At 60.4% G+C, this 3,006-nt stretch carries 2 protein-coding genes; both read right to left on the bottom strand.

Annotation, left to right across the window (positions count from 1 at the left end):
- Positions 1-50 precede the first annotated feature (50 nt).
- Positions 51-1,235 (bottom strand): thiolase family protein, encoded by a 1,185-nt coding sequence (locus tag K9857_RS30150; RefSeq protein WP_224542200.1) that lies wholly within the window; start codon positions 1,233-1,235, stop codon positions 51-53.
- A gap of 102 nt (positions 1,236-1,337) precedes the next feature.
- The gene (gene pap / locus K9857_RS30155) at positions 1,338-2,861 is read right to left on the bottom strand and encodes a polyphosphate:AMP phosphotransferase (protein WP_224542202.1); all 1,524 of its coding nucleotides are present in this window, start codon (positions 2,859-2,861) and stop codon (positions 1,338-1,340) included.
- Positions 2,862-3,006 lie beyond the last annotated feature (145 nt).

The raw sequence follows: 3,006 nt of genomic DNA on the forward strand, positions 1-3,006 counted from the left end.
GCGAGGCTTGCCCGCGAAAGCTATCTAAAAATCACCACAATTCTTCAGATTCAACGCACCGCCTCAAACAACCCGGTAGCCCCCATCCCGCCCCCCACGCACATGGTTACGATGCCGTAGCGCAAATTGCGCCGCTGCAACTCGCGAACCACATGCCCGACCTGCCGCGATCCGGTCATGCCGAACGGATGACCAATGGAAATCGAGCCGCCATTGACGTTGTATTTGTCGTTATCGATCTCCAGTCGATTACGCGCATACAGGCATTGCGAGGCAAACGCCTCATTGAGCTCCCACAGATCGATATCACCAATCTGCAAACCCTTGGCCTTGAGCAGCTTGGGCACGGAGAACACCGGGCCGATGCCCATTTCATCCGGCTCACAACCGGCCACAGTGAATCCGCGGAAGAACGCTATGGGCTTCAAACCCAGCGCCAGGGCTTTTTCCAGACTCATCACCAGGGTCATGGACGCACCATCAGACAACTGCGAAGAGTTGCCGGCCGTGACCGAACCGTCTTCAGCGAACACCGGTTTCAAACCTGCGAGGCTTTCCAGAGTCGTGTCCGGACGGTTGCAATCATCGCGATCCACAACGCCTTCGAAGATTTTCACCTCGCCCGTCGCCTTGTCTTCCACCCGATACTTCACCGCCATCGGCACGATTTCATCGTCGAACAGGCCGGCGGCCTGGGCCAGGGCGGTGCGCTGCTGGCTTTGCAATGCGTACAGGTCCTGCTCTTCGCGGCTGACGTTGTAGCGGCGGGCGACGACTTCTGCGGTCTGGCCCATCGGGAAATAGATGCCCGGCACCTGCTCCTTGAGCAGCGGGTTGATCAGGTTGTCGGTGTTGACGCTTTTCATGGTCAGGCTGACCGATTCGACGCCGCCCGCAACAATGATGTCGCTGCAACCGGAGGCGATCTGGTTGGCGGCGATGGCAATGGCTTGCAGGCCTGAGGAACAGAAACGATTGAGGGTCATGCCGGCCACGCCGGTGCCGAGCTTGGACAGCACCGCGACATTGCGCCCGATATTGAAGCCTTGGGCGCCTTCATTGGAGGCGGCACCGACAATGCAGTCCTCGACGCTGGCCGGGTCGATGCCGGTGCGCGCCAGCAAGGCGTTGACGCAATGCGCCGCCATGTCATCCGGGCGGGTCTGGTTGAACTTGCCGCGAAAGGACTTGGCCAGGCCGGTCCGCACGCTGTCGACGATCACCACTTCACGCATGGCATACCTCATTGTTGTTATCGGTTGAGAGTGGATCGAGCATAAGCCCACCCAATTGCCGACCGCGACAATCATTCACCTTGCGTATGCGCAGCCATCGCCTCACTTCTTGTCTTTCTTGTCCTTGTGCGCATGACGGTCGGAGCGCTCAAACGCCTGCTCCAGCGCGTGATTGATCGTGCGCAGTACCTTGACCCGCGCCCAGCGCTTGTCATTGGCTTCGATCAGCGTCCATGGCGCCACTTCGGTGCTGGTGCGATCGACCATGTCGCCGACGGCGGCTCGATAGTCATCCCACTTGTCGCGGTTGCGCCAGTCGTCTTCGGTGATCTTGAAGCGTTTGAAGGGGATATTTTCCCGGGCCTGGAAGCGCTCCAGTTGTGTCTGCTTGTCGATGGACAGCCAGAACTTGACCACGATGACTCCGGCATCGGCGAGCTGCTCTTCGAAGTCGTTGATTTCGCTGTAGGCGCGCAACCAGTCTGCCGGGCTGCAAAAGCCTTCGATGCGCTCGACCAGCACCCGGCCGTACCAGGACCGATCGAACACGGTGAATTTGCTCCGCGCCGGTATATGCCGCCAGAAGCGCCACAGGTACGGCTGCGCCCTTTCTTCTTCAGTCGGTGCGGCAATCGGCACGATGCTGTACTGACGCGGGTCCAGCGCCGCGGCCACCCGACGGATCGCCCCGCCCTTGCCCGCCGCATCGTTGCCCTCGAACACCGCCACCAGGGCGTGACGGCGCATGCGTTTGTCGCGCATCAGGCCGGAGAAGCGGGCCTGCTCGGTGATCAACTGTTCCTCGTAATCGTCCTTGTCCAGACGCAGGGTCAGATCGAGGCTGTCCAGCAGATTGATTTGATCGACACTGGGAAAGACTGGCGCGGCGCTGACTTTTTCCGGATGGATTTGCGGCCGTTTCAGAGCGCTTTGCAGGCCTTCGAGGAGGATCTTGCCCACCACCAGACTGCGATAGTTCGGGTCCAGCCCGGCGATCACGTGCCACGGCGCATAGTCGCGGCTGGTGCGGCGCAAAATGCGTTCGCCGTACTTCACGAACTTGTCGTAGGTTTGCGATTGCTGCCAGTCCAGCGGGCTGATGCGCCAGCTGTGCAACGGGTCGTCGGCCAGGGCCTTGAGCCGCGCCTTCATCTGCTTTTTGGAGAGGTGGAACCAGAACTTGAAGATCACTGCGCCTTCATCGCAGAGCATTTTTTCCAGGCGCTCGGCGCCGTTGATGGCCTGATCGAATCGAGGCTCCTTGAGCGCGCCATGGACCCGGGCCTGGAGCATCTGGCTGTACCAGTTGCCGAAGAAAATCCCCATGCGCCCCGTGGCCGGCAGCATCCGCCAGTAGCGCCAGGCCGGTGGGCGGGCCAGTTCTTCATCGGTCTGCTGATCGAAGGTACGGACTTCGATCAGGCGCGGATCCATCCACTCATTGAGCAGTTTGACCGTCTCGCCCTTGCCGGCGCCCTCAATGCCATTGATCAGGATGATCACCGGAAAACGCTTTTGCTGCTGCAGCTCGAACTGCGCCTCGAGCAAGGCTTCGCGCAGGGCCGGCACTTCGGCTTCGTAGGTTTCTTTGTCGATGATGTGATCGATTTCGGCGGATTCGAACATGAGGGGCTCCCTTCCAGATCTGAGCAAGACTAGCGGATTGAGTTGCGGGGCAGCAGAGTTTTTCCCCTGATAACCGCCCCGTTAGCGAGAGAACCCTGTGGCGAGGGGGCTTGCCCCCGTTGGGCTGCGAAGCGGCCCCAAAAGA

Origin of the sequence: Pseudomonas sp. REP124, assembly GCF_020164475.1 — a bacterium.
Taxonomy (GTDB): domain Bacteria; phylum Pseudomonadota; class Gammaproteobacteria; order Pseudomonadales; family Pseudomonadaceae; genus Aquipseudomonas.

Excerpts from the sequence above, each read along its gene's own strand:
- K9857_RS30150 (WP_224542200.1), bottom strand. The coding sequence starts at position 1,235 with ATGCGTGAAGTGGTGATCGTCGACAGCGTGCGGACCGGCCTGGCCAAG.
- pap (WP_224542202.1), bottom strand. The coding sequence starts at position 2,861 with ATGTTCGAATCCGCCGAAATCGATCACATCATCGACAAAGAAACCTAC.